Genomic DNA, 24,921 nt, shown 5'->3' on the forward strand with positions numbered 1-24,921 from the left:
TTTATGGCTAAATCATTAATTTTGGTGAGTCATGGTCGCTTCTGTGAAGAACTTAAAGGTAGCACTGAAATGATCATGGGTCCACAAGATAACATTCATGCAGTGGCTCTTCTTCCAGAAGATGGCCCAGAAGAATTTACTGCAAAATTTGAAGCTGCTATTGAAGGATTGGATGATTTCCTAGTCTTTGCGGATCTTCTCGGTGGAACACCATGTAACGTGGTAAGCCGTTTGATTATGGAAGGTCGTGACATCGAACTTTATGCAGGGATGAATCTTCCAATGGTGATTGAATTTATCAATGCGAGCCTTACAGGCGCAGATGCGGACTATAAGAACCGTGCTACAGAAAGCATTGTGAAAGTTAATGACCTGTTAGCAGGCTTCGATGATGACGAAGATGAATAAGATGTGACAACGTGAAAATCGTTAGAGCATTTTATATAGAATATACATGGGAATGGGGCTTACTCCCATTCCCATATTTGATAGAAAAAGAGGAACTCAATGCTACATTATACAAAAGAAGACTTGCTCGAATTGGGTGCAGAAATCACTACACGTGAAATCTACCAACAGCCTGATGTATGGAAAGAAGCTTTTGAATCTTATCAAGCAAAACGTGAAGAAATTGCAGCCTTCCTACAAGGGATTGCTGATAAACATGACTATATCAAGGTTATCTTGACAGGTGCGGGGACTTCTGCTTATGTGGGAGATACCTTGGTACCTTACTTTAAGGAAGTCTATGACGAACGCAAATGGAATTTCAATGCTATTGCGACCACAGATATCGTTGCCAATCCAGAAACCTATTTGAAAAAAGATGTTGCGACTGTCCTTGTGTCTTTTGCTCGTAGTGGGAACTCGCCTGAAAGTGTGGCGACTGTTGATTTGGCTAAAGCCTTGGTGGATGAGCTTTACCAAGTGACGATTACTTGTGCTGCAGATGGGAAATTGGCTCTTCAAGCTCATGGAGATGACCGCAATCTCTTGCTCTTGCAACCAGCTGCTTCCAATGATGCTGGATTTGCCATGACTTCTAGCTTTACGTCTATGATGTTGACAGCTCTCTTGGTCTTTGATCCTACAGAATTTGCTGTGAAAGCTGAACGTTTTGAAGTTGTGACTAGTCTTGCCCGTAAAGTTCTAGACAATGCAGAAGATGTCAAAGAGCTTGTTGACCTAGACTTTAACCGTGTCATCTATCTAGGTGCTGGTCCTTTCTTTGGACTTGCTCATGAAGCTCAGCTCAAGATTTTGGAATTAACAGCTGGTCAAGTTGCGACCATGTATGAAAGTCCGGTCGGCTTCCGTCACGGTCCAAAATCTCTTATCAACGAAGATGCAGTTGTTTTGGTCTTTGGTACAACGACAGACTACACTCGTAAGTACGACTTGGACTTGGTTCGTGAAGTTGCTGGTGACCAGATTGCTCGTCGTGTCGTGCTTTTGAGTGATCAAGCCTTTGGTCTTGAAAATGTCAAAGAAGTGGCACTTGGTTGTGGCGGTGTCTTGAATGATATTTACCGTGTCTTCCCTTACATCGTTTATGCCCAACTCTTTGCCCTATTGACTTCACTCAAGGTAGAAAATAAACCAGATACACCTTCTCCTACAGGTACCGTAAACCGTGTGGTACAAGGTGTTATCATCCACGAATATCAAAAGTAAGGAAATGTTTGTGAATTCTTGACAAGAGTATTTGTAAATCATCAGATAAACCATAGATTGTCAGTAGGCTTTCTATGGTTTGTTTGCTTGAGAGAAATAGTAAAAGGAGAACAAAATGAAAGTATACACAGAGCGTGTATTTGGAAATGTTGAGGGCAAGGATGTCTTGGCCTATCGCTTTGAGACAGACGGTGGCTACCAACTTGAGGTTATGACTTATGGTGCGACCATCTTGCGTTATGTCACACCTGACAAGGCTGGAAATTTTGCCAATGTTATCTTGGGTTTTGATGATTTTGATAGCTATGTAGGTAATAGTCCCAAGCATGGAGCTAGCGTAGGTCCTGTGGCAGGCCGTATTGCTGGTGCGACATTTGAGCTTAATAGCAAGACTTATGACCTTGAAGTCAATAATGCTAGCAATTGTAACCACAGTGGTTCAACAGGTTGGGATTCTACATTGTTTGAACTAGTTGAAGTGAGCGACTATGGTCTGACCCTCTACACAGAGCGTACAGATGGGACAGGAGGATTTCCTGGGAACCTCAAGATCTGGATCAGTTATCACTTGGAAGAAACTGGTGCCTATGAAATCAGCTACAAGGTGACGACCGATCAGGATACGCTGGTCAATCCAACAAACCACAGCTATTTCAACTTGTCTGGTGATTTCACGCAGACGATTGACCGCCATGTCTTCCAACTAAATACAGAGGGCATTTACCCAATCGCTCCCGATGGTGTTCCTGCCAAAACTCCAGACGCCGATCGTGATGTGGTCAAACACATCTACAATGGTGCCTTGTTGAAAGACATCTTTGCAGAGGAAGATGAGCAAATCCAGCTGGTATCTGGTTTGGATCATCCATTTGCTCTTCCTGCAGGTCATGATAATGCTGGTTTCCTTTATGACCAAAACTCAGGCCGCTTCCTGCTTTTCAAGACAGAGGCTCCTTGCTTTGTAGTCTACACAGCAAACTTTGTGGATGAAAGTGTCATCATAGGAGGTCGGCCAATGGTACAGCACAATGGGATTGCCCTTGAAGCGCAAGCTTTACCAGATGCTATTCACAGTGACCTCAAAGACCAAGTCATTCTCAAAGCCGGTCAAACCTTAATCAGTACGACACGTTATGAGCTTGTTGTGAAATAAAGGATGAAGATTCTACTTTTGGGGTGAATAGTATTTGCCTTATAACATTAGTAGAAATGGGCAAAGAATAGGAAAATATGATATAATTTAGTATTGAAAATACCTGTCCTATCTAAAGGATAAAAGGAGAAAAAGATGAAGAAAATTGTATTTGCTAGCGCCTTGGCTTTGACTTTGGCTGGAGCAGTTTTGACAAATGATGTTTTTGCTAATGACAGATTGGTGGCAACACAATCTGTTAATGGTAAAAATGAAAATGTATTGACCTCAGAGGTGCTAAAACCTGCTAGTGGCAATGTTTTGGTTGGAATCAAGGGAGAATTTTTAACTCCAAATAAACAATCTATTTTGGACGCGATTAATAAGATTCGTAAGGAAGCGGCTGATGAAGGTTTGGTAGATAAGTATGTCCCTATTAAATGGTCTACTGATCTTGAGAAAACTGCTTTTGTACGAGCTACTGAGGTGTCAGTAGCTTTAAAACCTGAGCGTCTTTCTACTAAAGAAATCTGGACTGCTTTTCCATCTAGCAATAGTATAAGAGGAGAAGCTTTAGATGTGAACTATGAAGGTTTTCTAAAAGCAATTGAAAACTGGCATGCTGAGAAGGCGAATTATGTAGCGAAAAAGAAGGGTGGAACCTCTAAAGAATTTACAGGTTATTATGAGGTTTTGATTAATCCTAAATTTACATATGTGGGTCTTGCAGCTTTTAAAAACGCAGCCAGCTCTCAGCAAGTAGCAACGATTTCTCTAGCTTTAGGTGATGATGCTTCTTCAGAGGAATTGGCTGGTGGATATGGTTCTGCTATTCAGTATACAGAAGTGACTGCATCAAATCTTTCAACAGTTAAAAGTAAAGCTACGGTTGTAGAAAAACCGCTGAAAGATTTTAGAACATCTACATCTAGTCAGTCTGGATGGGTGAAGTCTAATGGAAAATGGTATTTTTATGAGTCTGGTGATGTGAAGACAGGCTGGGTGAAAACGGGTGGTAAATGGTACTACTTGAATGATTTAGGTGTCATGCAGACTGGATTTGTAGAAGTTGATGGAACATGGTATTTCCTTGATAGTTCAGGCGCGATGTTTACAGGCTGGGGAACAGATGGTAGCAGATGGTTTTACTTTGATGGCTCAGGAGCTATGAAGACAGGCTGGTATAAGGAAAATGGTACTTGGTATTATCTGGATCAATCAGGTGTCATGAAGACAGGTTGGTTTAAAGTTGGACCACATTGGTACTATGCCTACGGTTCTGGAGCTTTGGCTGTGAGTACAACAACACCAGATGGTTACCGTGTAAATGGTAATGGTGAATGGGTAAACTAGGCTGAAAATGTCAGGCTATAGGTAAAGTATTCATCTTACTTAGCAAAAAGAATGAACGATAAGAAAGAGGTTGATGGCGAACATTGACCTCTTTTGATTTATAAAGATTGGATTCTTGTCTTCTCAATTTCAGACTTTTCTATTATGGACCAATATTTTATGGCATATTAAAAGTATAATTGGTAATCTAAAAAATGCTGTAATTGGTCTGAAGTCCATACTTACTTGTTGAGATGTTATCTCTGCTTTTTATCGCTATAATTCACTGTATTTTTCTATAGTATGCAGAATATTTTTAAGTATATTTTCATAGAAATTTCTATCAACTTATTGTATAATAATAAGTAATTATTAGAAGATTCTCAGAGAAAGGTTGATATAGTCAAACTATTCTTTGAGAATTTATACTTTTATGCGCAAAATAATTGATTGACATAAAGAGTATAGAAAATAAAGATGAGGTTAATATGGGTCGAAAAAGTATTGGTGAGAAACGCCAGAGTTTCTCGATGAGAAAGTTGTCAGTGGGATTGGTATCAGTTACTGTAGCTAGTTTCTTTTTGATGAGTCAAGGGATTCAATCGGTATCAGCCGATCATATGGAAAGTCCAATTCATTATAAGTATATGACTGAGGGTGAATTGACAGACGAGGAAAAATCCTTGCTGGTAGAGGCCCTTCCACAACTGGCTGAAGAATCGGATGATACTTACTACCTGGTTTATAGACCTCAACAGTTTTTACCGAATACAGGTTTTAACCCAACTGTTGGTACTTTCCTTTTTACTGCAGGCTTGAGCTTGTTAGTTTTATTGGTTTCTAAAAGGGAAAATGGGAAGAAACGATTTGTTCATTTTCTGCTGTTAACTAGCATGGGAGTTCAATTGTTGCCGGCCAGTGCTTTTGGATTGACCAGCCAAATTTTATCTGCCTATAATAGTCAACTTTCTATCGGAGTCGGGGAACAGTTGCCAGAGCCTCTGAAAATCGAAGGTTATCAATACATTGGTTATATCAAGACTAAGAAACAGGATAATGCAGGGATTTCAAGGATAGTTGATGGGCAATACTCTGCTCAAAAAGATAATCAACCAGACTCTACAAAAATATCAGATGTAGTTCATTCAGCTGATTTAGAATGGAACCAAGGATGGGGGAAGGTTAGTTTACAAGGTGAAACATCTGGGGATGATGGACTTTCAGAAAAATCTTCGATAGCAGCAGAAAATCCCTCTTCTAATGATTCACTCGTAAGTCAAGGTGAGCAGAATCCGAGTTACAAAGGAGAATCTGTAGTTCGATCAACATTGCCAGAACAAGAAAATCCTGTATCTGCTACAACGGTGCAGAGTGCGGAAGAGGAAGTATTGGCGACGACAAACGATCGACCAGAATATAAACTTCCATTGGAAACCAAAGGCACGCAAGAACCGGGTCATGAGGGCGAAGCAGCAGTCCGCGAAGAGACTCCAGAGTACACTAATCCAGTAGCGACAAAAGGCACGCAAGAACCCGGACATGAAGGTGAAGCAGCAGTTCGCGAGGAAGAACCAGTCTACACAGAACCGTTAGAAACAAAGGGCACGCAAGAGTCAGGTCATGAGGGTGAAGCAGCAGTTCGCGAGGAAAATCCAGTTTATACTAATTCGTCAGAAGCTAAAGGCACGCAAGAGCCCGGTCATGAGGGCGAAGCTACAGTTCGCGAGGAAACACCAGAGTATACTAAACCACTAGAAACCAAAGGTACGCAAGAACCGGGTCATGAGGGCGAAGCAGCAGTCCGCGAAGAGACTCCAGAGTACACTAATCCAGTAGCGACAAAAGGCACGCAAGAACCCGGACATGAAGGTGAAGCAGCAGTTCGCGAGGAAGAACCAGTCTACACAGAACCGTTAGAAACAAAGGGCACGCAAGAGTCAGGTCATGAGGGTGAAGCAGCAGTTCGCGAGGAAAATCCAGTTTATACTAATTCGTCAGAAGCTAAAGGCACGCAAGAGCCCGGTCATGAGGGCGAAGCTACAGTTCGCGAGGAAACACCAGAGTATACTAAACCACTAGAAACCAAAGGTACGAAAGAACCGGGTCATGAGGGCGAAGCAGCAGTTCGCGAGGAAGAACCAGTCTACACAGAACCGTTAGCAACGAAAGGTACGCAAGAAGCCGGACACGAGGGTGAAGCAGCAGTCCGCGAAGAATCTCCAGTCTACACAGAACCGTTAGCAACGAGAGGTACTCAAGAACCGGGTCATGAGGGCGAAGCCGCAGTTCGCGAAGAGACTCCAGAATACACTAATCCAGTAGCGACAAAAGGCACGCAAGATCCAGGTCACGAAGGTGAAGCTACAGTCCGCGAAGAAACACCGGAGCACACTGATCCAGTGTCAACAAAAGGCACGCAAGAACCAGGACATGAAGGTGAAGCCGCAGTCCGCGAAGAAACACCAGAGTATACTAAACCACTCGAAACTAAAGGTACGCAAGAACCGGGTCATGAGGGCGCAGCAGTAGTGCAACCGGAGTTACCCGAGTACACTGACCCAGTAGCGACAAAAGGCGCGCAAGAAGCCGGACACGAGGGCGAAGCCGCAGTCCGCGAGGAAACACCAGAGTATACTAAACCACTCGAAACTAAAGGTACGCAAGAACCAGGACACGAAGGAGAATCCGTAGTAACAGAGGAGCTTCCGGCTTTAGAAGTTACTACAAGAAATAGAACGGAAACAGAAAATATTCCTTATACAACAGAAGAAATTCAAGATGCAACACTTCTGAAAAATCGTCGTAGAACAGAACAACCAGGTCAAGCAGGAACGCGTACAATTCAATATGAAGACTACATCGTAAATGGTAATGTAGTAGAAACTAAAGAACTATCACGAACTGAAGTAGCTCCAGTAAAAGAAATCGTTAAAGTAGGAACACTAGTAAAAGTTAAACCTACAGTAGAAATTATAAACTTAACAAAAGCTGAGAACAAAAAATCTATAACTGTAAGCTATAACTTAACAGACACTACATCGGCGTATGTCTCTGCAAAAGCGCAAGTTTTCCATGAAGACGAGTTAGTCAAAGAGGTGGATATAGAGAATCCTGCCAAAGAGCAGGTGATATCAGGTTTAGATTACTACACACCTTACACACTAAAAACACGTTTAACTTATAATCTAGGCGAAAACGATGAACAAAGTACAGAAACATCAACTCAAGCTTTCCAACTAGATTATAAGAAAATAGAAATTAAAGATATCGATTCAGTAGAACTATACGGTAAAGAAAATGACCGTTATCGCAGATATTTAAGTCTAAGTGAAACACCGACTGATACGGCTAAATACTTTGTAAAAATAAAATCAGATAGATTCAAAGAAATGTATATACCTGTAAAATCTATTACAGAAAATACGGATGGAACTTATAAAGTGACGGCAGCTGTTGATCAACTTGTAGAAGAAGGTGCAGAAGGTTACAAAGAGGACTACACATTTAATGTAGCTAAAACTAAAGCGGAGCAACCAGGAGTATATACATCATTTAAACAACTTGTAACGGCGATGCAAAGTAACTTAGCAGGTGTATATAAATTAGCTGCTGATATGACAGCTGATGAAGTAGGGGTACCAGAGAATCAAACAAGTTACATAACAGGAGAATTTACAGGAACGCTAGTAGGAGCCGAAGGAAACAAAGCATATGCTATATACGACTTGAAAAAACCGCTGTTTGATGTATTAAAAAATTCAACTGTAAAAGATTTAGATCTTAAAAATACACAAGTGGATAGCAAAGAAAATGCCGCAGCAGTAGCAAAAACAGCGAATAATGCTACTATCAGCAATGTAGCTGTAGAAGGAAAAGTATCAGGAAGAAAATCTGTAGCAGGATTAGTAGTAGATGCTACAAATACAAGAATAGAAAACAGCTCATTCAGCGGAAAACTAGTCGCCAACCACGCGGATAACAATGCGAATTATGCAGGAGGAATCGTCGGTAAATTAACTGGAGGAAATGCCAAAGTTGACAAATCGAAAGTAGATGCAGTCATCTCTACCGCTGCTCGTAACAATAACCAAACAGCAGGAGGAATCGCAGGTAAATTAGAAAATGGAGCGTTAGTAACACGTTCTGTAACAACAGGTAAAATCCTAAATGGTCAAGGGTATCCAAGAGTCGGAGGAATAGTTGGGTCTACATATCCAAGAGGTCGTGTGGACAATGTAGTAAGCAATATGAATGTCGGTGACGGATATGCCACTACAGGAGATCAATTCAGTAGTGCAGATGTGAAGAATACTATTACCTCTGTTGAAAACAAAAAACAAGATAACTTCGTTCGAAAAGTAACTAAAGAAGAAGCGGATGCTAAGATTGCTTCTTATGGAATAACAGTAACTCTTGATGATACTGGACAAGACCAAAAAGCAAACTCAAAAGAAGTTGACTATACAACATTAAATAAAGCGCAAGTTGAAAGAAAAGTAGCGTATAATAACATAGAAAAACTAATGCCATTCTACAATAAGGAGCTAGTTGTTCACTATGGTAATAAAGTGGCGACAACGGATAAACTTTACACTACAGAACTGCTAGACGTAGTGCCGATGAACGGAAATGAAGTAGTAACGGATATTAATAATAAGAAAAATTCAATCAATAGAGTTATGTTACACTACAAAGACAACACGGTAGAATACTTAGATGTAACATTCAAAGAAAACTTCGCAAACAGCCAAGTGGTCGAATACAATGTTGCAGACAAAGGATACATATTCACACCAGAAGCATTTGTATCAGATTATACAGCGATAACTAATAACGTACTAAGCGAATTACAAAATGTAACATTCAGCTCAGAAGCGACTAAGAAAGTGCTAGGAGCGACAGATGACGCAGCGTTAGATAACTTATACTTAGATAGAGAATTTGAGGAAGTTAAAACTAATATAGCAGAACACTTAAGAAAAGTATTAGCGATGGATAAATCAATCAACACTACAGGAGATGGTGTAGTTGAATACGTAAGCGAAAAAATTAAAAATAACAAAGAAGCATTTATGCTGGGACTTACATACATGAATCGTTGGTACAATATTAATTATGATAGTCTGAATACGAAAGATTTATCAGTGTACAAGTTTGACTTTAACGGAAACAATGAAGCTTCAACGCTAGACACTATCATCGCCTTAGGAAATAGTGGGCTAGAAAACCTACGAGGACCAAACACGACAGGTCTATACGCGAGCGCACTTGCACCACTTAAAGGAGAAGATTCAGTCTTTGACTTCGTAGAAGCCTATAGAAAACTATTCTTACCAAACAAAACCAATAACCAGTGGTTCAAAGACAATACAAAAGCCTACATAGTAGAAGCAACATCAGATATAGAAGAAGTTCGTGAAAAACAAGTATCACCAACGGCTGATAAGAAATACTCAATAGGAGTATATGATAGAATATCAGCACCAAGTTGGGGATATAAGAGCATGCTACTGCCACTATTAACGATGAAAGAAGAAAGTCTGTATGCAATATCTACTCTATCAACATTAGCCTTCGGTAGCTATGAACGTTATCGAGACAGAGGAGCTGATGGAGCGATTCTCTCAGGAGATGCCTTGAAACAATATGTTCGTGGAAAGGTAGACCAATCTGCAAAATGGCAGAGAGATCATTATGACATCTGGTATAAAGTCCTAGCGCCAGAATTTAAAGAAAGATTATACCGTGCAGTGCCGGTAACAGATGCATTTGAGGTAAAAGATACAAATGGTAGAGGCTACTGGGCAACATTATCAGACAAAAACATAGACTCTATCTATAGTTTCTTCGGGCCAGCAGGTAAATACCATACGCCAAGAAAGAATGCAGGAGCTTACGCAACAGGAGTAGAGGCCTACTTTGTAAGTGATAGATTGTTAGACCAATATGGAACATCGGTTTATAGTCATGAGATGGTGCACAACTCAGACGGAAAAGTCTACTTCGAAGGAAACGAGCGACGTGAAGGACTGGGAGCAGAACTATATGCACTAGGACTACTTCAATCAGCGGACAGTGTAGATAAAGATGCAATAGTATTAAACACAATCTTTAAAGGAGATAAAGACTCAAGAACTCGTCTACACACATACGATCCAACAGCAAGATTCACTTCTGAAGAAGAAATTCAACACTACTTACACGGAATGTATGATGTGCTATACACGCTTGATGCGATGGAAGCCAAGGCAGTATTAACTCAATCTGACACGGTTAAGAAACAATGGTTTAGAAAAATAGAGAACTACTATGTGCGTGATGATAGATATAACAAGGATACACACGCAGGAAACAAGGTTCGTCCATTAACCGATGAAGAAGTAGCAAGATTAAAAACGTTAGACTCATTAATCGAAAATGACATCATCAATAGACGTGCTTATCAAAATGAAGCTCAATACGGAAGAAACGGATATTACACAATAAGTATGTTCTCACCTATCTATGCAGGACTAAGCAATCCAAACGGTGCACCAGGGGATGTCATGTTCAGAAAAACAGCGTATGAATTATATGCTGAAAAAGGCTACCACAAAGGATTCCTACCATATGTTTCAAATCAGTATGCAGCAGATGCGCTTGCAGAAGGAAGTAAAACATATTCAAACTGGTATAAAAAAGATGTTGCTTTAGTCACAGATGATTTAGTATTGAAAAAAGTATTTGATAATCACTATCCAAACTGGGTAGAATTCAAAAAAGATATGTTTAATCAACGTATAAGTAAACAGGCAAACTTGAAGCCAATTACTATTCAATATGAACTCGATAAGCCGAACAGCACAAAAGAAGTAACCATTTCATCAGCACAAGAAATGCAAGCTTTAATTGATGCGGCAGTAGCGCACGATGTGAAAAACCTTAAACGTGCAACAGAAAATGTTCCGTCAAGTTGGGTTCATTTACTGAAACAGAAAATCTATAATGCCTACCTACGTAGCACAGATGATTTCAGAGAATCTATTTATAAATAAGATTGTAGAGTTTTATTGTTGAATAGTGTTTTTTGTAAGAATGAGGAGTCAGATGACCAATCTACTCCTTTTTCTTATGGAGTGATATAGAGATGTGATTGAATCCAGGTTGCAGGAATTGTTTTTCATTCGCCAACGACCAATGGTGACAAGATGTATCTCAATCCCACAGAAAACGTCGATTTGAGAAATAACTTTGCTAGCCTGGTTAAATAAACACAAAACAATCCTAGAAGATTTTTCTGGGATTGTTTTTTGCTGGGGAGTTCCTTCAAGTTGTATGACTTGACTTTCTTGATGGGAATGATATAATAGTTGTAACAAAAAACATTACAACAGAAAAGAGGACTATTTATGACCTATGAATACAAGAGTCACATTTATTTGGCAGAGGCAGTTTTAAATGTAAAGGATTTGGCAAGTCAAACAGCCTTTTATCAGCAAATTATTGGTTTAGAAATCCTATCTCAAACTGAGACAGAGGCCGTTCTAGGCCTGGGTGGAAAAGCCTTGGTACAGCTGATTCAAGCACAAGAGAGTGGAGAAGTAAGGGAATATTATGGCCTTTACCATCTGGCTATTCTCTTGCCGACACGCAAGGCATTGGCTGATGTCTTGAAACACCTGACAGATTTACAGATTCCTCTTGTTGGCGGTGCAGATCACGGTTACAGTGAGGCCCTTTACTTGGAAGATTTGGAGGGGAATGGCATCGAGCTCTATCGAGATAAGCCAGTTTCCACATGGGATATTCGAGAAGATGGACGCATTATTGGGGTGACAGAGGCCCTTGCGGCGCAGGATATCTATGAGTTGGGGGAAAGAGTAGAGCCCTTTATCCTAGCAGAAGGTACGAGAATGGGGCATATCCATCTTTCCGTCAAGGATAGTCGAAAGTCCAGCCAGTTTTATCAAAAGGTGTTAGGACTAGAGGATAAATTCAGTTTGCCGAGCGCTAGTTGGATTGCAGCTGGGGACTACCACCATCACTTAGCAGTCAATGAATGGGGAGGAAAAGGCTTAGCTCCGCGTAAGGCAGGTTTGCCAGGCTTAGCCTACTATGTCATTGAAATCGCTCGTAAAGAAGAACTGTTAACGATTGCGCAAGGAGCACAAGAAGTTGATGCACCAATCAAATGGCTGACATCGAGCCAGCTGGAAATCACAGACCCAGACGGAATCGTGACCCGTATTCGTTTAGCAAGATAGACAGTATGTGATGAAAATCAGAGTATAAATTGTAGGAGTCGGATATGTAGAAAATTTGATATGATAGTAGGGAATAAGGAGAAGAATACAATGACCAGTGAATACCAGAAAATGATTGCAGGAGAACCCTATCATCCGTTTGATCCTGAGTTGCGGGCCTTGGCTCAGGCTTCTCGCCAAAAACAGGCTGCCTTTAACAAGGAAGAAGATCCCTTGAAGGGGGCGGAGATTATTAAGACTTGGTTTGGTTCGACTGGGCAAAATCTCTATGTCAATCCACGCCTGGTGGTCGATTATGGGGTCAATATCTATCTAGGAGAAAATTTTTATTCTAATTGGAACTTGACCATGCTGGATGTTTGTCCGATTCGCATCGGGGACAATGCTATGATTGGTCCCAACTGTCAGTTCTTGACTCCTCTCCATCCATTGGACCCGCAGGAACGTAATTCAGGTGTGGAATACGGCAAGCCTATTACTATCGGAGACAATTTCTGGGCTGGAGGTGGTGTTATTGTCCTTCCTGGAGTGACACTGGGCAATAATGTTGTTGCTGGAGCAGGTGCTGTAATCACTAAGTCCTTTGGCGACAACGTTGTCCTAGCTGGAAATCCTGCGCGTGTGATTAAGGAGATACCTGTGAAATAGAAGTAAAAAGGAACAGCGGAGGTTGTTTCTTTTTTGTAGGTTTCATCATCTTTTACCCAGCCCACATTTACCTACTCTATATCTTAGCAAGTCTGTTTCATTGATTAATTTAAAAGCATCTCGTAAGTGGGATGCTTTTTTCTCCTTAGTTTATCAGCCCCCTCCTTGACACTGTGTCAGCTTTTGATACAATAGTACAAAATCAGAGGAGGTGGATTATGATTCAGAAACATGCGATTCCTATTTTAGAGTTTGATGACAATCCTCAGGCGGTCATCATGCCTGATCACGACGGGCTAGACTTGCAGTTGCCTAAGAAGTGTGTCTATGCTTTTTTAGGTGAGGAGATTGACCGTTATGCGAGGGAAGTAGGGGCGGACTGTGTCGGCGAATTTGTTTCAGCCACCAAGATCTATCCAGTCTATGTCGTTAACTACAAGGGAGAGGGAATTTGTCTGGCTCAGGCACCTGTCGGCTCCGCTCCAGCAACCCAGTTTATGGATTGGTTGATTGGCTATGGTGTGGAGCAGATTATCTCTACTGGTACCTGTGGTGTGCTGGCTGATATAGAAGAAAATGCCTTTCTAGTCCCTGTTCGCGCTCTGCGAGATGAAGGAGCTAGTTATCACTATGTGGCACCTTCTCGTTATATGGAAATGCAGCCAGAGGCTATTGCTGCTATTGAGCGAGTGTTGGAAGCCAGAGGGATTCCCTATGAAGAAGTCATGACCTGGACGACAGACGGTTTTTACCGAGAAACGGCTGAAAAGGTGGCTTATCGCAAGGAAGAAGGCTGTGCTGTTGTGGAGATGGAGTGTTCTGCGCTTGCGGCAGTAGCCCAACTGCGTGGGGTTCTCTGGGGTGAATTGTTGTTCACAGCTGATTCCTTAGCAGACTTGGACCAGTACGATAGTCGTGACTGGGGTTCAGAAGCTTTCGAGAAGGCCTTGGAACTCTGCCTTGAGATTGCCTTTCAGATCTAGCTACTCTTCTTCTTTTTATGGTACAATGGATGTATGTTATTCAAATTATTTGTGAAAAAACTTGAAAGGGTCTTTGGCGGACTTTCGCCTGCTCGTCGCATTTTTTTAAGTTTCGCTGGAGTTATTTTTATAGGCTCTCTTCTTTTGAGTCTGCCTTTTGTTCAGGCAAATGGTTCTCAGGCCACTTATTTTGACCATCTCTTTACGACGGTGTCCATGGTCTGTGTGACTGGCCTTTTTACGCAACCAGTGGCTACTACCTATAATGTCTGGGGTCAGCTGATTTGTATGCTCTTGATCCAGATTGGTGGTCTGGGACTCATGACCTTTATCGGAGTCTTTTATATTCAGGGGAAGCAAAAGCTCAGTCTTCGCAGTCGTGAAACCATTCAGGAGAGCTTTAGTTACGGGGAGACTCGGTCACTGAAGGCCTTTATGCGCTCCATCTTTTTGACGACTTTTCTGGTGGAGGGCTTGGGTGCCTTTCTACTAAGTTTCCGTTTTATTCCTGAGTTTGGCTGGGGACGGGGCATTTTTACCTCCATCTTTTTAGCCATTTCAGCCTTTTGTAATGCTGGTTTTGATAATTTCGGCAGTAGTAGTTTAGTGAATTATCAGACAGATCCCTTGATCAATCTGGTCATTGCTGGCTTGATTATCACAGGTGGTCTTGGCTTTATGGTCTGGTTTGACTTGGCAACCCAGTTTGACAAGAAGAAAAAACGTCGTCTGCGTTTCCACACCAAGTTGGTCCTCTTCTTGACTGCAGGAATTTTGCTGTTTGGGACAGTATCCACACTCTTTACGGAGTGGCACAATCCAGGGACTATTGGCAATCTCAGTATCCCAGAGAAAGTGTTGGTTAGCTTTTTCCAAACCGTCAGCATGAGAACAGCTGGCTTTGCTTCTATTGACTACACTCAAGCTCGGCCTGTGACCTTGTTTATCTATATCCTGCAGATGTTTCTTGGAGGGGCGCCTGGAGGAACGGCTGGGGGGCTCAAGATTACGACTTTCTTTGTCTTATTGGTCTTTGCGCGTAGTGAATTGCTGGGCTTACCTCATGCCAATGTTGCGCAGAGAACCATTGAGGCTCGCACAGTCCAAAAATCCTTTAGTGTCTTCATTATCTTTTTGATGACCTTCCTGTTGGGCTTGGTGTTGCTGGGAATTACAGCAGAAGGAACACCGCGCTTTATCTACCTCATGTTTGAGACCATTTCAGCCCTTGCGACAGTTGGGGTAACGGCAAATCTGACACCAGAATTGGGCAAGTTAGCCCTCAGTATTGTCATGGTGCTCATGTTTATTGGCCGTATCGGTCCCTTGACCTTGTTGGTTAGTTTAGCGGATTACCAGCCTGATAAGAAAGATTTGATTCAGTATATGAAAGCAGATATTAGTATTGGATAAGAAAGGAAGAACTATGTCAGATCGTACGATTGGAATTTTAGGTTTGGGGATTTTCGGAAGTAGTGTCCTGACGGCCCTAGCCAAGCAAGATATGAATATCATTGCCATCGATGACCACGCCGAGCACATCAATCAATTTGAGCTAGTTTTGGCGCGTGGTGTAGTTGGAGATATTACAGATGAGGAACTCCTCAGAACTGCAGGTATTGATACCTGTGATACGGTTGTAGTGGCAACAGGGGAAAATCTGGAGTCAAGTGTGCTTGCAGTTATGCACTGTAAGAGTTTGGGGGTACCAAGGGTTATTGCCAAGGTCAAAAGCCAGACAGCTAAGAAGGTGCTGGAAAAAATCGGTGCTGACTCGGTGATTTCACCTGAGTATGAAATGGGACAGTCCCTAGCGCAGACCATTCTCTTTCATAACAATGTTGATGTCTTTCAGTTGGATAAAAATGTCTCTATCGTGGAGATGAAAATTCCGAGTGTTTGGGCAGGTCAAAGCCTGAGCCAGCTAGATCTACGTGGCAAATACAACCTCAATGTTCTAGGATTCCGTGAACAAGAAAATTCACCGCTAGATGTCCAGTTTGGACCTAATGACCTCTTGAAGGCAGATGCCTATATTTTAGCAGTCATTAACAACCAGTATCTAGATGACTTGGCAGAATTAAATTCGTAAGGAGGGGATTTCCCTCTTTTTTGATGTCCAAGATAGCAAATAGACAGAAACCTGTATCCCAAATGAGACCAGAACCCCTTGTATTCCAGTAAAAGTCCTTCAAAAACGGGACTTTATGATAGAATAGAAAGAAATGATAAGAGAGAGTAATACTCTTCGAAAATCTCTTTAAACCATACTAGTGTCGTCTTGCCGTAGATATCATAGGTATAGGTAACTGACTTCGTCAGTCTTATTCACAACCTCAAAACCGTGTTTTGAGCTGACTTCGTCAGTCTTATCTACAATCTCAAAGCAGTGCTTTGAGCAACCTGCGGCTAGTTTCCTAGTTTGCTCTTTGATTTTCATTGAGTATAAGAAAAAATCAGTCCCCTAAAGGAGTAGATTATGAAGTTATTGTCTATCGCCATCCCTAGCTATAATGCCGCAGCCTATCTTCATTACTGTGTGGAGTCGCTAGTGATTGGTGGTGAGCAAGTTGAGATTTTGATTATCAATGACGGGTCCCAGGACCAGACTCAGGAAATAGCTGAGCGTTTAGCCAGCAAGTATCCTAGCATCGTTAGAGCTATTTATCAGGAAAATAAAGGCCATGGCGGTGCGGTCAATCGTGGCTTGGCGGAGGCTTCTGGGCGCTATTTTAAAGTAGTTGACAGTGATGACTGGGTGGATCCTCGTGCTTACCTAAAAATTCTTGAAACCTTGCAGGAACTAGAGAACGAGGGGCAGGAAGTGGATGCCTTTGTGACTAATTTTGTCTATGAAAAGGAAGGCCAGTCTCGTAAGAAGAGTATGAGTTACGAGTCGGTCTTGCCTGTCCAGCAGATTTTTGGCTGGGACCAGGTTGGAAATTTCTCAAAAGGCCAGTATATTATGATGCACTCGCTGATTTACCGGACAGATTTGTTGCGAGCGAGCCAGTTCCAACTGCCTGAGCATACTTTTTATGTCGATAATCTCTTTGTCTTTACCCCCCTTCAGCAGGTCAAGACTATGTACTATCTACCTGTTGATTTCTATCGTTATTTGATTGGGCGTGAAGACCAGTCTGTCAATGAGCAAGTGATGATTAAGCGCATTGACCAGCAACTCAAGGTCAATCGACTCTTGGTAGACCAGCTTGATTTATCTAAAGTAAGCCACCCCAAAATGCGAGAATATCTGCTGAATCACATTGAGATTACGACGGTGATTTCCAGTGCCCTGCTCAACCGAGCTGGAACAGCGGAACATCTGGCAAAAAAACGTGAGCTGTGGACTTATATTCAACAGGAAAATCCAGAGGTCTTTCAAGCTATTCGTAAGACTATGTTGAGCCGTTTGACCAAACATTCAGTCTTGCCAGCTCGCAAACTTTCCAATGTCGTCTATCAAATCACCAAATCTGTTTATGGATTTAATTAATATAAGTATTTTATAAGAGGGATTTAAGAAAAATTTTAACTTTTTCTTAATCCTTTTTAATTTTAGGAGATTATACTAGAGTCATCAAATAAAGAAAAACTCTAAGGAGAATCCTATGAAATTCAATCCAAATCAAAGATATACTCGTTGGTCTATTCGCTGTCTCAGTGTCGGTGTTGCCTCAGTTGTTGTGGCTAGTGGCTTCTTTGTCCTAGTTGGTCAGCCAAGTTCTGTACGTGCCGATGGGCTCAATCCAACCCCTGCTCAAGTAGCGCCAGATGCGACTTCGGTGAGTGAAAAGAGCGACTTATCAGCAGAACTTCTTAAAGAAGCAGTCGATACAGCTCTTCCTTCAGAACAGGCAGATTCAACACCTAAAGCAAGCTTGGATACTGCAAGCTCTCCAGAAAAAGCAGATGCAGGTGCTAAAGAGCCAGTAGTAGCACCAAAAGAAGAAGCGCAAGCAAAACCAGAATCTAAGAAACAAACAGAAGATGCGGTTAAACCTGTGGACAGTCCTGCAGCTACAGTTTCTGGACAAGACCGTGAAGCAAGTGAAGCTCAACCAGCAACCACTCCAGCTGAAGTCCAAAAAGGTGTGGCTGACAACACGAAAGACACAGTAGATGTTCCAGCTACTTACTTGGACAAAGCGAACTTCCCAGGCCCATTCACAGCTGGTGTCAATCAAGTTATTCCATACGAATTTTTCGCTGGTGACGGTATGTTGACTCGTCTTATCTTGAAAGCTTCTGACAAGGCCCCATGGTCAGACAATGGTTCAGCTAAAAATCCAGCTCTTCCACCAGTAGAAAAATTGGGCAAAGGTCTCTATTTCTATGAAGTGGACTTGGCCGGCACCCAAGGTAAATCAGATAAAGAGCTTCTTGACCTCTTGAAACAAAATGGCACTCAAAGTTATAAAGCTACCATCAAAGTTTACGGTGCGAAAGACGGCAAGGCCGATTTGACTAATCTCGTAGCGACTAAAGATTTGAATGTCAACTTGAATGGCTTGACTACCCCAGCTGAAGTTCAAAAAGGTGTAGCCGACAACACCAAAGATACAGTAGACGTCCCAGCTACTTACTTGGATAAAGCTAATTTCCCAGGTCCATTCACAGCTGGTGTCAACCAAGTCATTCCATATGAATTCTTCGCTGGTGACGGTATGTTAACTCGCCTTATCTTGAAAGCCTCAGACAAGGCTCCATGGTCAGACAACGGCTCAGCTAAAAATCCTGCCCTTCCACCAGTAGAAAAATTAGGCAAAGGCCTCTACTTCTACGAAGTAGATTTGGCAGGGACTCAAGGCAAATCAGATAAAGAGCTTCTTGACTTGTTGAAACAAAATGGTACACAAAGTTATAAAGCCACTATCAAGGTATACGGTGCCAAAGACGGCAAGGCGGATTTGACTAATCTTGTAGCGACTAAGAATTTGGATGTCAATTTGAATGGCTTAACCACTCCAGCTGAAGTCCAAAAAGGAGTAGCTGACAACACCAAAGATACAGTAGATGTTCCAGCTACATACTTGGGCAAAGCCAACTTCCCTGGTCCATTCACAGCCGGTGTCAACCAAGTCATTCCATATGAATTCTTCGCAGGTGACGGTATGTTGACTCGCCTTATCTTGAAAGCCTCAGACAAGGCTCCATGGTCAGACAATGGTTCAGCTAAAAATCCCGCTCTCCCACCAGTAGAAAAATTAGGCAAAGGCCTCTACTTCTACGAAGTAGATTTGGCAGGGACTCAAGGCAAATCAGATAAAGAGCTTCTTGACTTGTTGAAACAAAATGGAACTCACAGCTACAAGGCAACTATCAAGGTTTATGGTGCGAAGGACGGCAAGGCCGATTTGACTAATCTCGTAGCGACTAAGGATTTGACAGTGAACTTGAATGGACATCAGTCTCTTACTCAGATGCAATCAGGTTTCGTCCCATCTTCTAATGGTTCAGCTATGCCGGCTCCAATGATGAATAGTCATCAAGATGCGTCTAAGATGAACGCTCAAATGCCAAGTGCCAATCAGGATGAGATGAAATCTAAAATGCCAGCTGCTAGTCAGGATAAGATGATGCCTAACAAAGAGCAGGACAAAACCATGAATGCTAGCCAGCCTATGGCAACACCAAGCATGAAACAAGATCAAGCTCCAGCAGCCTCAAGCCAAATGTCTGATGAAGGCAAGATGATATCCAATAACAAGGTATCAAGTCCGATGATGGCTGCTCAAATGAAAGACCAAAAAGACATACTTCCATATACTGGTGAAGCCCAAACATCAATGGCTACTATTGGATTCTTTGGATTAGCCTTGGCCGGCCTGCTAGGTGGACTCGGTTTGAAAGCTAAAAAAGAAGAAAATGACTAGTCTAGTTACAGACTTTCTATCTAGGATATGAAAAATCCAGATATCGTTTAGAATGTTCGTAAAGAGATTAAAATGGTGTTATACTATTGTGGTATAGCACTGTTTTTTTCAAAGGAGAGACAGATGGGAAAGACAATTTTACTCGTTGACGACGAGGTAGAAATCACAGATATTCATCAACGTTATCTGGTTCAGGCGGGATATCAGGTTTTGGTGGCCCATGATGGAGTAGAGGCCTTGGAAATCTTCAAGCGAAAAGCGATTGATTTGATTATTACAGATATCATGATGCCTCGGATGGATGGTTATGATTTGATTAGTGAGGTCCAGTATCAATTTCCAGATCAGCCTTTTCTCTTTATCACGGCTAAGACTAGTGAGCAGGACAAGATTTATGGTCTGAGCTTAGGGGCAGATGATTTTATTGCCAAGCCCTTCAGCCCTCGTGAGCTGGTTTTGCGTGTCCACAATATCTTGCGTCGCCTTCATCGTGGAGGTGAGACAGAGGTCGTCAGTCTCGGGGATTTACGGATGAATCACGGTAGCCATGAGGTCCAAGTCGGAGATGTAGCGCTTGATTTGACCGTCAAATCCTTCGAACTTCTATGGCTTCTAGCCAGCAATCCAGAGCGGGTTTTCTCTAAGACAGACCTCTATGAAAAGGTCTGGCAAGAAGACTATGTGGATGACACCAATACCTTGAATGTTCATATTCATGCTCTTCGACAGGAGTTGGCTAAACATGCTAGTGCAGAAACACCGACCATCAAAACCGTCTGGGGCTTGGGCTACAAAATTGAGAAAGCACGAGGTAGTCAATGAAATTAAAAAGTTATATTTTAGTGGGGTATGTCATTTCAACACTCCTAACGATTATCGTGGTTTTTTGGGCTGTTCAAAAAATGCTGATTGAGAAAAGCGAGATTTACTTTTTGCTTGGAATGACCATCGTTGCTAGCCTTGTCGGTGCTGGGATTAGTCTCTTTCTCCTGTCGCCAGTATTTACGTCGTTGGGTAAACTCAAGGAACATGCCAAGCGGGTAGCGGATAAGGATTTTCCATCAAATCTGGAGGTCCAAGGCCCTGTAGAATTTCAGCAATTAGGCCAAGCTTTCAATGAAATGTCCCATGATTTGCAGGCGACATTTGATTCCTTGGAAGAAAGCGAACGAGAAAAGGGCTTGATGATTGCTCAGCTATCGCATGATATCAAGACCCCCATCACTTCAATCCAAGCGACGGTAGAAGGGATTTTGGATGGGGTTATCAAGGAAGGAGAACAGACTCATTATCTGGCAACCATTGGGCGCCAGACGGAAAGGCTCAATAAACTGGTTGAGGAGTTGAATTTTTTGACCCTAAACACAGCTAGAAATCAGGCGGAGACGACTAGTAAAGACAGCATTTTTCTGGATCAGCTCTTGATTGAGTGCATGAGTGAATTTCAGTTCTTGATTGAGCAGGAGGAACGAGATGTTCATTTGCAGGTAATCCCTGAGTCTGCCCGAATTGAGGGAGATTATGCCAAACTTTCTCGTATCTTGGTGAATCTGGTCAATAATGCTTTTAAATACTCAGCTCCAGGAACCAAACTGGAAGTGGTGGCTAAGCTGGAGAAAAACCAGCTTTCAATCAGTGTGACCGATGAGGGGCAGGGAATTGCCCCAGAGGACTTGGAGAATATTTTCAAACGCCTTTATCGTGTCGAAACTTCGCGTAACATGAAAACAGGTGGTCATGGCTTAGGGCTTGCGATTGCGCGTGAATTGGCTCATCAATTGGGTGGAGAAATTACAGTCAGCAGCCAGTACGGTCTAGGAAGCACCTTTACCCTCCTTCTTAACCTCTCTGGCAATGAAAATAAAGCTTAAAACCCCTTTACAAATCTAGCCATTCATGGTAGAATGGATTTTGTGCGAAATATCAGCAGGAAAGCATGAAGCTCGTCAACAGGTGTCTTATAATAAGTAACCTTGGCTGTTTAGGCGAAGGGCATCTGCACGAATCAGGGCTTTCTAAGTGACTATTTCCACCGAAATATTATTTATATCAGGAGGACATTCACATGTCACGTTATACAGGACCATCTTGGAAGCAAGCTCGTCGCCTTGGCCTTTCACTTACAGGTACAGGTAAAGAATTGGCACGTCGTAACTACGTACCAGGACAACACGGACCAAACAACCGTTCTAAATTGTCAGAATACGGTTTGCAATTGGCTGAAAAACAAAAACTTCGTTTCACTTACGGTGTAGGTGAAAAACAATTCCGTAACTTGTTCGTACAAGCTACAAAAATCAAAGGCGGAATCCTAGGTTTCAACTTCATGCTTCTTTTGGAACGTCGTTTGGATAACGTTGTTTACCGTCTTGGTCTTGCGACTACTCGTCGTCAAGCTCGTCAATTCGTAAACCACGGTCACATCCTTGTTGACGGAAAACGCGTTGATATCCCATCATACCGCGTAACTCCAGGTCAAGTGATCTCAGTTCGTGAAAAATCATTGAAAGTTCCAGCTATCCTTGAAGCAGTAGAAGCTACTCTTGGACGTCCAGCATTCGTATCATTCGACGCTGAAAAATTGGAAGGTTCATTGACTCGCTTGCCAGAACGCGACGAAATCAACTCAGAAATCAACGAAGCACTTGTCGTTGAATTCTACAACAAAATGCTTTAATTTTAAGAAATATCTTACAGAAAGCCTACAACAGTGGGCTTTTTGCTTTGTCTTAAAACGTTGATTTCTGGGTTTGTCCCCCTTTTTGTCCCCCTTTACAAAGAACTTACAGCTTTCTCATAAAATGAGACGGCTGTTTTTGCTTTTTCTTTGGAGAGATGACTGTAAGTGTCCATAGTCATAGCTAGTGTAGAATGACCTAGACGGTGTTGTAATTCTTTATATGGTATTCCAGAGTTTAGCAAAAGACTAGCGTGTGTGTGTCTAAAACCGTGGAATCCAATATTAGGTACACCAGCATGTTTGAAACGTGTGTTTAAACGAGTTGATAGTGTTTTATTGTTTGGGTATTTATGAATAAAATCTGAGAAGACAACAGTTTCAGTCCGACCAAGTTTCCAAGCTTCTTGCCTTTGTCTTTTTTGATACACTTTTAAGACCTCTATAGTTTGTGGGTCAATATCAATTGTGCGATAACTTGCCTCAGACTTTGGGCTGTTAATCTCACCTAAATGATTTAGTGTCTTTGTAATATTCACAGTTGCATTATTTAGGTCAATATCTGACCAGTGTAGAGCTAAGGCTTCGTTAATACGGCAACCAGTAGCAAGAAGAAACTTGTACAAAGTAATTTCATAGATATTTCTATATATTGCTAAGTTAGCCTCTTCTAAATAGCTGAGAAATTGCTTTAACTCTAAGTTATTAAAGTGTTTTACTTTGTTTCTACCCTTTTTTATTTTACGAGGAAGAATAACTTCACGAGCTGGATTCATATCAATAATCTGCATTGTCACAGCATATTGTAGTATACGTTTATTTAGCGCGTGAATTTTATCATAGTGTAGAAATGCGCCTTCTTCTCGTTTGTTAGCACGTAGAGCTAGTTGATTAACAATGCGTTGGATAGTTGGAGTAGTTAACTTATCTAACCTATAAGAACCAAATAAAGGAATCACATGGTTAGATAGTAGTCGCTTTACTGAATCTTGCGTATTTGGTTTTACTGTGTGTTGATAGCTTTCCCACCATAGTTGAGCTACTTCTTCATAACTTGTTAGTGGGATTATTTCTTTTTTAGTGAAGCCATTATTTTGGAATTCAGCCTTAGCTAATTGAGCTTTTTTCTTCAATTCAGTTTTAGTTCTAGCTGTCAGATTAGACTTTATTTTTTTCCTGTGAGTTTATCTACTCCTAAGTATACTTTGGCACGATATACAGTGCTACCATTTTGTTTTTTTATTTCTGCTATTTTCATTTTTTAACCTTTCTAACATCAGTAGGCAAGCTGTAAAAGGTTATGAAAAATAGATATTATGATTTGTGTCTAGAACGAATACCTTCAATTAGTATCTGTAGAGCAGTTAAGTCCTCAGTTGTGAGTGCTTGACCATCAATAGTTATTTTTACATTCTTCCTAAAGATATAATCAAGATTAATTTTGATATTTTCCCCATTGATAATATCTTGGCTAATATCTTTGTATGTTTTTAACTTTGAGAATATGGATTCGCCATTTCTTAACTCAATTAAATCTTTTAAAAGTTGCTTCTCTTTATCGTTATGAACAGAATCCATGTGGATATTTTTGATTATATCATCAATATAAGAGTTAGCCAATTGTTGATATTTAATTTTGTGCTCATCAAACTCTAATCCACCTTGTTCGCATTTTTCTTTTATAGAGAGTGAAGCAATGCTTTCAGTAATTTCAGAGAGTTTAGTTAAACTGGGAATCTTTTTCTCATTTTCAATTTGTGAGATATAAGACTGTGATACTTTTAGTTCTTCAGCAAGGCTCTTAGTAGTTACGTTACCTTCTGTACGGTATTTTTTAAGATATGCTCCTATCATTTTTAACCTCCGTTTAATAACTTTAGTAATATTTTAGCAAAAAACTCTTGACATGTAAATAGAAAACTGATAAAATTCCAAATATAACCCAAGTCAATTAACTTGGTTAATAGGCGAGCTGTACTAGTTATGAGAGGATAGTTGTGCACAAAATGGAAAAGAAAGGGGGTGTCTATGTTTAGTACACCACAAGGGATATTATCTCAAGAAGCAGAACTAGCATTGTTGGGAAGGATTGAGCATTTAATAAATGATTATCTATCACATGCAATGCTTTCACCTCACAGTGACTCGTTTGGCTTGATACAACAGAAAGAGTTAATCAAAGAACTAGGTATTAGTTTAGTAACTCTGCATGAATGGGAGCGTTTGGGGTTAACTCGATACTGTCCACCAATAGAAGGAACTCGCAAAGTTTTCTATAAGAAATCAGATGTTATGAAGTTTCTTTCAATTACTAGTAAGGAGTGAATACATTGTATGAAAAGAAAATAAACACAAT

General features: G+C 41.3%; 18 protein-coding genes and 1 pseudogene. 16 read left to right on the plus strand and 3 right to left on the minus strand.

Features of this window, described 5'->3' with window-relative positions; translation table 11 throughout:
• Window positions 1–3 precede the first annotated feature (3 nt).
• From SK608_RS00445 to SK608_RS00490, 10 genes are all read left to right on the plus strand, one after another.
• A complete protein-coding gene (locus SK608_RS00445; protein WP_033675696.1) occupies window positions 4–408 on the plus strand; it encodes a PTS sugar transporter subunit IIA in 405 nt (134 codons plus the stop codon).
• Window positions 409–507: 99 nt separating this feature from the next.
• Window positions 508–1,674, plus strand: a complete 1,167-nt coding sequence (locus SK608_RS00450; protein ID WP_033675698.1) for an SIS domain-containing protein — start codon at window positions 508–510, stop codon at window positions 1,672–1,674.
• Between the two features lie 115 nt (window positions 1,675–1,789).
• Window positions 1,790–2,827 (plus strand): aldose epimerase family protein, encoded by a 1,038-nt coding sequence (locus SK608_RS00455; RefSeq protein ID WP_033675700.1) that lies wholly within the window; start codon window positions 1,790–1,792, stop codon window positions 2,825–2,827.
• Window positions 2,828–2,962: 135 nt separating this feature from the next.
• Window positions 2,963–4,159, plus strand: a complete 1,197-nt coding sequence (locus SK608_RS00460; protein ID WP_033675702.1) for a CAP domain-containing protein — start codon at window positions 2,963–2,965, stop codon at window positions 4,157–4,159.
• Between the two features lie 467 nt (window positions 4,160–4,626).
• Window positions 4,627–11,172, plus strand: coding sequence for a zinc metalloprotease C (gene zmpC, locus SK608_RS00465; protein WP_082242375.1), 6,546 nt, complete (start codon window positions 4,627–4,629; stop codon window positions 11,170–11,172).
• A gap of 354 nt (window positions 11,173–11,526) precedes the next feature.
• Complete coding sequence (locus tag SK608_RS00470; protein ID WP_033675704.1) at window positions 11,527–12,381, plus strand: VOC family protein; 855 nt, start codon at window positions 11,527–11,529, stop codon at window positions 12,379–12,381.
• Window positions 12,382–12,471: 90 nt separating this feature from the next.
• A complete protein-coding gene (locus tag SK608_RS00475) occupies window positions 12,472–13,029 on the plus strand; it encodes a sugar O-acetyltransferase (RefSeq protein ID WP_033675706.1) in 558 nt (185 codons plus the stop codon).
• 218 nt (window positions 13,030–13,247) lie between these two features.
• Window positions 13,248–14,012 (plus strand): nucleoside phosphorylase, encoded by a 765-nt coding sequence (locus SK608_RS00480; protein WP_033675708.1) that lies wholly within the window; start codon window positions 13,248–13,250, stop codon window positions 14,010–14,012.
• Between the two features lie 33 nt (window positions 14,013–14,045).
• Window positions 14,046–15,425 carry a TrkH family potassium uptake protein gene (locus tag SK608_RS00485; RefSeq protein WP_033675710.1) on the plus strand — a complete coding sequence of 460 codons (1,380 nt, stop codon included), beginning with the start codon at window positions 14,046–14,048 and terminating at the stop codon, window positions 15,423–15,425.
• A 13-nt stretch (window positions 15,426–15,438) separates the two neighbouring features.
• Window positions 15,439–16,104, plus strand: a complete 666-nt coding sequence (locus tag SK608_RS00490) for a potassium channel family protein (protein WP_033675712.1) — start codon at window positions 15,439–15,441, stop codon at window positions 16,102–16,104.
• A 201-nt stretch (window positions 16,105–16,305) separates the two neighbouring features.
• Here the strand turns inward: SK608_RS00490 and SK608_RS11565 are convergent, their stop codons facing one another.
• On the minus strand, window positions 16,306–16,452 hold the full coding sequence (locus SK608_RS11565) for a hypothetical protein (RefSeq protein WP_235202139.1): 147 nt from the start codon (window positions 16,450–16,452) through the stop codon (window positions 16,306–16,308).
• A gap of 39 nt (window positions 16,453–16,491) precedes the next feature.
• On the opposite strand from SK608_RS11565, the gene SK608_RS00495 reads away from it, so the two are divergent.
• The 5 genes from SK608_RS00495 to rpsD all read left to right on the plus strand — a co-directional run bounded on the left by SK608_RS00495 (window position 16,492) and on the right by rpsD (window position 22,565).
• Window positions 16,492–17,508, plus strand: a complete 1,017-nt coding sequence (locus SK608_RS00495; RefSeq protein ID WP_033675714.1) for a glycosyltransferase family 2 protein — start codon at window positions 16,492–16,494, stop codon at window positions 17,506–17,508.
• 115 nt (window positions 17,509–17,623) lie between these two features.
• Window positions 17,624–19,888, plus strand: coding sequence for an SSURE domain-containing protein (locus SK608_RS00500; RefSeq protein ID WP_033675716.1), 2,265 nt, complete (start codon window positions 17,624–17,626; stop codon window positions 19,886–19,888).
• A gap of 123 nt (window positions 19,889–20,011) precedes the next feature.
• Window positions 20,012–20,710, plus strand: a complete 699-nt coding sequence (locus tag SK608_RS00505) for a response regulator transcription factor (protein ID WP_033675718.1) — start codon at window positions 20,012–20,014, stop codon at window positions 20,708–20,710.
• Complete coding sequence (locus SK608_RS00510) at window positions 20,707–21,759, plus strand: HAMP domain-containing sensor histidine kinase (protein WP_033675720.1); 1,053 nt, start codon at window positions 20,707–20,709, stop codon at window positions 21,757–21,759. The genes SK608_RS00505 and SK608_RS00510 overlap by 4 nt, the downstream gene beginning before the upstream one ends.
• A 194-nt stretch (window positions 21,760–21,953) precedes the next feature.
• A complete protein-coding gene (gene rpsD / locus SK608_RS00515; RefSeq protein WP_033675722.1) occupies window positions 21,954–22,565 on the plus strand; it encodes a 30S ribosomal protein S4 in 612 nt (203 codons plus the stop codon).
• Between the two features lie 95 nt (window positions 22,566–22,660).
• Here the strand turns inward: rpsD and SK608_RS00520 are convergent.
• Window positions 22,661–23,823: pseudogene (locus tag SK608_RS00520) on the minus strand (tyrosine-type recombinase/integrase).
• A 56-nt stretch (window positions 23,824–23,879) separates the two neighbouring features.
• Entirely contained in the window at window positions 23,880–24,419 is a 540-nt protein-coding gene (locus SK608_RS00525) for a helix-turn-helix domain-containing protein (RefSeq protein WP_000578650.1), read from the minus strand.
• A gap of 174 nt (window positions 24,420–24,593) precedes the next feature.
• On the opposite strand from SK608_RS00525, the gene SK608_RS00530 reads away from it, so the two are divergent.
• Window positions 24,594–24,890, plus strand: a complete 297-nt coding sequence (locus SK608_RS00530) for a hypothetical protein (RefSeq protein ID WP_000493151.1) — start codon at window positions 24,594–24,596, stop codon at window positions 24,888–24,890.
• The last annotated feature ends 31 nt before the right edge of the window (window positions 24,891–24,921 follow it).

This window comes from Streptococcus mitis subsp. hohhotensis (assembly GCF_000722775.1).
Lineage (GTDB): Bacteria > Bacillota > Bacilli > Lactobacillales > Streptococcaceae > Streptococcus > Streptococcus carlssonii.

Excerpts from the sequence above, each read along its gene's own strand:
- SK608_RS00505 (WP_033675718.1), top strand. The coding sequence starts at position 20,012 with ATGGGAAAGACAATTTTACTCGTTGACGACGAGGTAGAAATCACAGAT.
- rpsD (WP_033675722.1), top strand. The coding sequence starts at position 21,954 with ATGTCACGTTATACAGGACCATCTTGGAAGCAAGCTCGTCGCCTTGGC.
- SK608_RS00445 (WP_033675696.1), top strand. The coding sequence starts at position 4 with ATGGCTAAATCATTAATTTTGGTGAGTCATGGTCGCTTCTGTGAAGAA.
- SK608_RS00510 (WP_033675720.1), top strand. The coding sequence starts at position 20,707 with ATGAAATTAAAAAGTTATATTTTAGTGGGGTATGTCATTTCAACACTC.
- zmpC (WP_082242375.1), top strand. The coding sequence starts at position 4,627 with ATGGGTCGAAAAAGTATTGGTGAGAAACGCCAGAGTTTCTCGATGAGA.
- SK608_RS00460 (WP_033675702.1), top strand. The coding sequence starts at position 2,963 with ATGAAGAAAATTGTATTTGCTAGCGCCTTGGCTTTGACTTTGGCTGGA.
- SK608_RS00525 (WP_000578650.1), bottom strand. The coding sequence starts at position 24,419 with ATGATAGGAGCATATCTTAAAAAATACCGTACAGAAGGTAACGTAACT.
- SK608_RS00470 (WP_033675704.1), top strand. The coding sequence starts at position 11,527 with ATGACCTATGAATACAAGAGTCACATTTATTTGGCAGAGGCAGTTTTA.
- SK608_RS00455 (WP_033675700.1), top strand. The coding sequence starts at position 1,790 with ATGAAAGTATACACAGAGCGTGTATTTGGAAATGTTGAGGGCAAGGAT.
- SK608_RS00485 (WP_033675710.1), top strand. The coding sequence starts at position 14,046 with ATGTTATTCAAATTATTTGTGAAAAAACTTGAAAGGGTCTTTGGCGGA.
- SK608_RS00450 (WP_033675698.1), top strand. The coding sequence starts at position 508 with ATGCTACATTATACAAAAGAAGACTTGCTCGAATTGGGTGCAGAAATC.
- SK608_RS00475 (WP_033675706.1), top strand. The coding sequence starts at position 12,472 with ATGACCAGTGAATACCAGAAAATGATTGCAGGAGAACCCTATCATCCG.
- SK608_RS00480 (WP_033675708.1), top strand. The coding sequence starts at position 13,248 with ATGATTCAGAAACATGCGATTCCTATTTTAGAGTTTGATGACAATCCT.
- SK608_RS00490 (WP_033675712.1), top strand. The coding sequence starts at position 15,439 with ATGTCAGATCGTACGATTGGAATTTTAGGTTTGGGGATTTTCGGAAGT.
- SK608_RS00495 (WP_033675714.1), top strand. The coding sequence starts at position 16,492 with ATGAAGTTATTGTCTATCGCCATCCCTAGCTATAATGCCGCAGCCTAT.
- SK608_RS00500 (WP_033675716.1), top strand. The coding sequence starts at position 17,624 with ATGAAATTCAATCCAAATCAAAGATATACTCGTTGGTCTATTCGCTGT.
- SK608_RS00530 (WP_000493151.1), top strand. The coding sequence starts at position 24,594 with ATGTTTAGTACACCACAAGGGATATTATCTCAAGAAGCAGAACTAGCA.
- SK608_RS11565 (WP_235202139.1), bottom strand. The coding sequence starts at position 16,452 with ATGAAAATCAAAGAGCAAACTAGGAAACTAGCCGCAGGTTGCTCAAAG.